Source organism: Azohydromonas sediminis, assembly GCF_003574675.1.
GTDB lineage: Bacteria > Pseudomonadota > Gammaproteobacteria > Burkholderiales > Burkholderiaceae_C > Calidifontimicrobium > Calidifontimicrobium sediminis.
The window spans coordinates 1-4,487 of record NZ_QOAZ01000065.1 but is presented as its reverse complement, the minus strand read 5'-3'; the positions used below and the strand labels follow the sequence as shown (position 1 = coordinate 4,487).

The 4,487-nt window shown below is 68.0% G+C and carries 5 protein-coding genes; 1 reads left to right on the top strand and 4 read right to left on the bottom strand.

Annotated features, from left to right (window positions below; all coding sequences use genetic code 11):
- The 4 genes from DRV96_RS17460 to rpsL all read right to left on the bottom strand — a co-directional run.
- The coding region (locus DRV96_RS17460; RefSeq protein ID WP_235823458.1) for a GTP-binding protein at nt 1-152 on the bottom strand (152 nt) is incomplete at its 3' end.
- A gap of 120 nt (nt 153-272) precedes the next feature.
- On the bottom strand, nt 273-2,375 hold the full coding sequence (gene fusA / locus DRV96_RS17455) for an elongation factor G (protein WP_119293520.1): 2,103 nt from the start codon (nt 2,373-2,375) through the stop codon (nt 273-275).
- Nucleotides 2,376-2,459: 84 nt separating this feature from the next.
- Nucleotides 2,460-2,930 carry a 30S ribosomal protein S7 gene (rpsG, locus tag DRV96_RS17450; RefSeq protein ID WP_119293518.1) on the bottom strand — a complete coding sequence of 157 codons (471 nt, stop codon included), beginning with the start codon at nt 2,928-2,930 and terminating at the stop codon, nt 2,460-2,462.
- A 141-nt stretch (nt 2,931-3,071) separates the two neighbouring features.
- Nucleotides 3,072-3,449 (bottom strand): 30S ribosomal protein S12, encoded by a 378-nt coding sequence (gene rpsL / locus DRV96_RS17445; RefSeq protein ID WP_119293516.1) that lies wholly within the window; start codon nt 3,447-3,449, stop codon nt 3,072-3,074.
- A gap of 377 nt (nt 3,450-3,826) precedes the next feature.
- On the opposite strand from rpsL, the gene DRV96_RS17440 reads away from it, so the two are divergent.
- On the top strand, nt 3,827-4,288 hold the full coding sequence (locus DRV96_RS17440; RefSeq protein WP_119293514.1) for a PIN domain-containing protein: 462 nt from the start codon (nt 3,827-3,829) through the stop codon (nt 4,286-4,288).
- Nucleotides 4,289-4,487 lie beyond the last annotated feature (199 nt).

Genomic DNA, 4,487 nt, shown 5'->3' with positions numbered 1-4,487 from the left:
TCGATCTCGTCGTACTTCTTCGCCTCGCCGCCGTACTTGCTCGCCAGAATCGTCGTGATCGCCGCCGTCAGCGTCGTCTTGCCGTGGTCCACGTGCCCAATCGTGCCCACGTTCACGTGCGGCTTCGTGCGCTCAAACTTGCCTTTTGCCATTGCCGAATCTCCGTTCGAAAAGAGCCCGCTCGGTGCGTTGTTTAAGGTCTCCGCGCGTCGCGCCCGCCACCGGCAGCAGGCGCTTCGTGAGGTTCAGTCACGGCCGAAGACCATCGCGTGTCACTTGCTGCGTGCGGTGATGATCGCGTCGGCGACGTTCTTCGGCGCCTCGGCGTAGTGCTTGAATTCCATCGTGTACGTCGCGCGGCCCTGCGACATGCTGCGCAGCGTCGTCGAGTAGCCGAACATCTCCGACAGCGGGACTTCGGCCTTGATGATCTTGCCGCCGCCGGGCATGTCGTCCATGCCCTGGACCATGCCGCGCCGCGACGACAGGTCGCCCATCACGTTGCCGGCGTACTCCTCCGGCGTCTCGACCTCGACGGCCATCATCGGCTCGAGGATCACGGGGTTCGCCCTGCGGCACGCCTCCTTGAAGCCGATCGAAGCCGCCATCTTGAAGGCGTTCTCCGACGAGTCGACCTCGTGGTAGGAGCCGAACGTCAGCCGCACGCGCACGTCGACGACCGGGTAGCCTGCGAGCACGCCGTTGGGCAGCGTTTCCTCGACCCCCTTCTGCACGGCAGGGATGTACTCGCGCGGGACGACGCCGCCCTTGATCTCGTCGACGAACTCGAAGCCCTTGCCCGGCTCGAGCGGCTCGACCGTGAAGACGACATGGCCGTACTGGCCCTTGCCGCCGGACTGGCGCACGAACTTGCCTTCGACGTCGGTGACCGTCTTGCGGATCGTCTCGCGGTACGCGACCTGCGGCTTGCCGACGTTGGCCTCGACGCCGAACTCGCGCTTCATGCGGTCGACGATGATCTCGAGGTGCAACTCGCCCATGCCGGCGATGATCGTCTGGCCGGACTCCTCGTCGGTCGAGACGCGGAACGACGGATCCTCCTGCGCGAGACGGCTGAGCGCGACGCCCATTTTCTCCTGGTCGGCCTTCGACTTCGGCTCGACGGCCTGGCGGATCACCGGCTCGGGGAACTCCATCTTCTCGAGCGTGATGATCGCGTCGGGGTCGCACAGCGTCTCGCCGGTGGTGACGTCCTTCAGACCGACGCACGCGGCGATGTCGCCGGCGAGGATTTCCTTGATCTCCTCGCGCTGGTTCGCGTGCATCTGCAGGATGCGGCCGATGCGCTCCTTCTTGCCGCGGATCGGGTTGTAGACCGAGTCGCCGCTGCGCAGCACGCCCGAGTAGACGCGCACGAAGGTCAGCTGACCGACGTACGGGTCGGACATCAGCTTGAAGGCGAGCGCGGCGAACTTCTCGTTGTCGTCGGCGCGGCGCGTGACGGGCCTGTCGTGGTCGTCGGTGCCGGCGACCGGCGGAATGTCCACCGGCGACGGCAGGAACTCGATCACCGCGTCGAGCATGCGCTGCACGCCCTTGTTCTTGAATGCGGTGCCGCACAGCATCGGCTGGATCTCGCCAGCGATGGTGCGCGCACGCAGCCCCTGCTTGATCTCGGCCTCGGTCAGCTCGCCGGTCTCGAGGTACTTGTTCATCAGCTCTTCGCTGCTCTCGGCGGCGGCCTCGATCATCTGCTCGCGCCACTTCTGGCACTCCGCCTCGAGGTCGGCCGGGATCGGGCCGTACTCGAACTTCATGCCCTGGCTGGCCTCGTCCCAGATGATCGCCTTCATCTTGAACAGGTCGACGACGCCCTTGAAGTTCTCCTCGGCGCCGATCGGCACGACGATGGGCACCGGGTTGGCGCGCAGGCGCGTCTTCATCTGCTCGTAGACCTTGAAGAAATTCGCCCCGGTGCGGTCCATCTTGTTGACGAACGCCAGGCGCGGCACCTTGTACTTGTTGGCCTGGCGCCAGACCGTCTCCGACTGCGGCTGCACGCCGCCGACGGCGCAGTACACCATGCAGGCCCCGTCGAGCACGCGCATGCTGCGCTCGACCTCGATCGTGAAGTCGACGTGGCCCGGGGTGTCGATGATGTTGATGCGGTGCTCGGGGAACGACATGTCCATGCCGCGCCAGAAGCAGGTGGTGGCGGCCGACGTGATCGTGATGCCACGCTCCTGCTCCTGCTCCATCCAGTCCATCGTCGCGGCGCCGTCGTGCACCTCGCCGATCTTGTGGTTCACCCCGGTGTAGTACAGGATGCGCTCGGTCGTGGTGGTCTTGCCGGCATCGATGTGCGCGCTGATGCCGATGTTGCGGTAGCGCTCGATGGGGGTCTTGCGGGCCATGGTCAACTCCAAAGACAGGGCCGCTCGCGGGTCCGTGTTAACCCTGAGAGCGGCCGAAAAGCGGAAACGGCGGGATCGCCTGCGTCAGAAGCGGAAGTGCGAGAACGCCTTGTTGGCCTCCGCCATGCGGTGCACCTCGTCGCGCTTCTTCATCGCGCCGCCGCGCCCTTCGCTGGCTTCCAGCAGCTCGTTGGCCAGGCGGGCGGCCATCGACTTCTCGCTGCGCTTGCGCGCCGACTCCTTCAGCCAGCGCATCGCCAGCGCCACGCGGCGCACCGGACGCACCTCGACGGGCACCTGGTAGTTCGCGCCACCGACACGCCGCGACTTGACCTCGACCATCGGCTTGACGTTGTTCAGCGCCGTCATGAACACCTCGAGCGGGTCCTTGCCGGCCTTCTTCTCGACCTGCTCGAGCGCCCCGTAGATGATGCGCTCGGCCACGGCCTTCTTGCCGGACTCCATGATGACGTTCATGAACTTGGACAGGTCGACCGAGCCGAACTTCGGATCGGGCAGGATCTCCCGCTTGGGGACTTCGCGACGACGCGGCATGACTGACTTCCTCTTCTGGCTTCAGTTGGCGCAGGCCCCTGACCCGCACCCCGAGGGGCCATAGCAACCCCTCACTTACTGGCCCCCGCCCGCTGGGCGAGAGCCCTCGAACTCACGACCGGCATCCGCCGGCCGCCGGCCTCAGGCCTTCTTGGGACGCTTGGCGCCGTACTTCGACCGCGCCTGCTTGCGATCCTTGACGCCCTGCAGGTCGAGCGCACCGCGCACGATGTGGTAGCGCACACCCGGCAGGTCCTTCACGCGACCCCCGCGCACCAGCACGACGCTGTGCTCTTGCAGGTTGTGGCCCTCACCGCCGATGTACGAGATGACCTCGAAACCGTTGGTCAGGCGCACCTTGGCCACCTTGCGCAGCGCCGAGTTCGGCTTCTTCGGCGTCGTCGTGTAGACACGCGTGCACACGCCGCGCCGCTGCGGGCAGTTCTGCATCGCCGGCGACTTCGACTTGACGACCTCGACCTGGCGGCCCTGGCGCACGAGCTGGTTGATGGTGGGCATGTTGGTAACTCGTTTCCGATTGAATTCACCCGCGAGCTGCGGACCACGAAGGCGACAAGGCGATGCGAACACCGCACCCGGTGCGCACCGCGTTCGCAGCGACCGCGCACCCGCACCCCGGCGCCGCCGCAGCCCGCCGAGCATTGCGGCCCAAACCGCAGACACCGCGCTTGAACCGCAGCCACACGCCGCCGCGGCTTTCGCCGGCATCTCGGACCGCCGCCGCACACCTGCGTCTGCGCACCCCGACACGTCCGGCGCGCAACCCGCCGAAAAGCCTGACATTATAGGCACGGCTGCCGGACCACGCAAGCCGCGTGCGCCCGCGGCGGCAGCGCAGCCGGCTCCCGCCGCGCGCCCCTTCAAGCCCGTCGACGATGCCACCGCCGCCCCCGACCGCCACCCCTGCGACGCCCGTCGTGGTCCTCGACACCAACGCCGTGCTCGACTGGCTGTGGTTCGCCGATCGCGCAACCCAGCCGCTGGCCGCCGCCGTGACCCGCGGTGCCTGCCGGTGGCTGCAGACCGACGCGATGCGCGACGAGCTGCGCCACGTCTTGGCACACCGCCTGCCGCCGCGCGCCGGCGCCGACCCGGCCACCGTCGAGGCGGCGTGTGTCCGCTGGGCGCACCGCGTCGAGACGCCGCCGCCCTGCCCGCTGCGCTGTCGGGACGACGACGACCAGGTCTTCGTCGACCTCGCGCTCGCCGCCAAGGCGCGCTGGCTGGTCACGCGCGACCGCGCACTGCTCGAACTTCGCCGCCGCGCGCTCGCGCACGGCACCGAGATCGTCACGCCCGCCGCATGGGCGGCCGCCACGGCGGCACGGCCGACCTGAACCTGAATCCAGCAGTTCACCGTCCGTCATCGCCGAGCACTGGCGCGGCTTTGACGGGTCTTGGCACACTCACCCGATGGGTGAGAGCAAACAACGCATGCGCGAGGTGGCCCTGGCGGCCGAAGTGGCGGCCGGCGCGCCGCAGGTGGTGGACACGCTGGGCGGGCGCATGCACGTGCGCTGGGACGAGGGTGCGGCG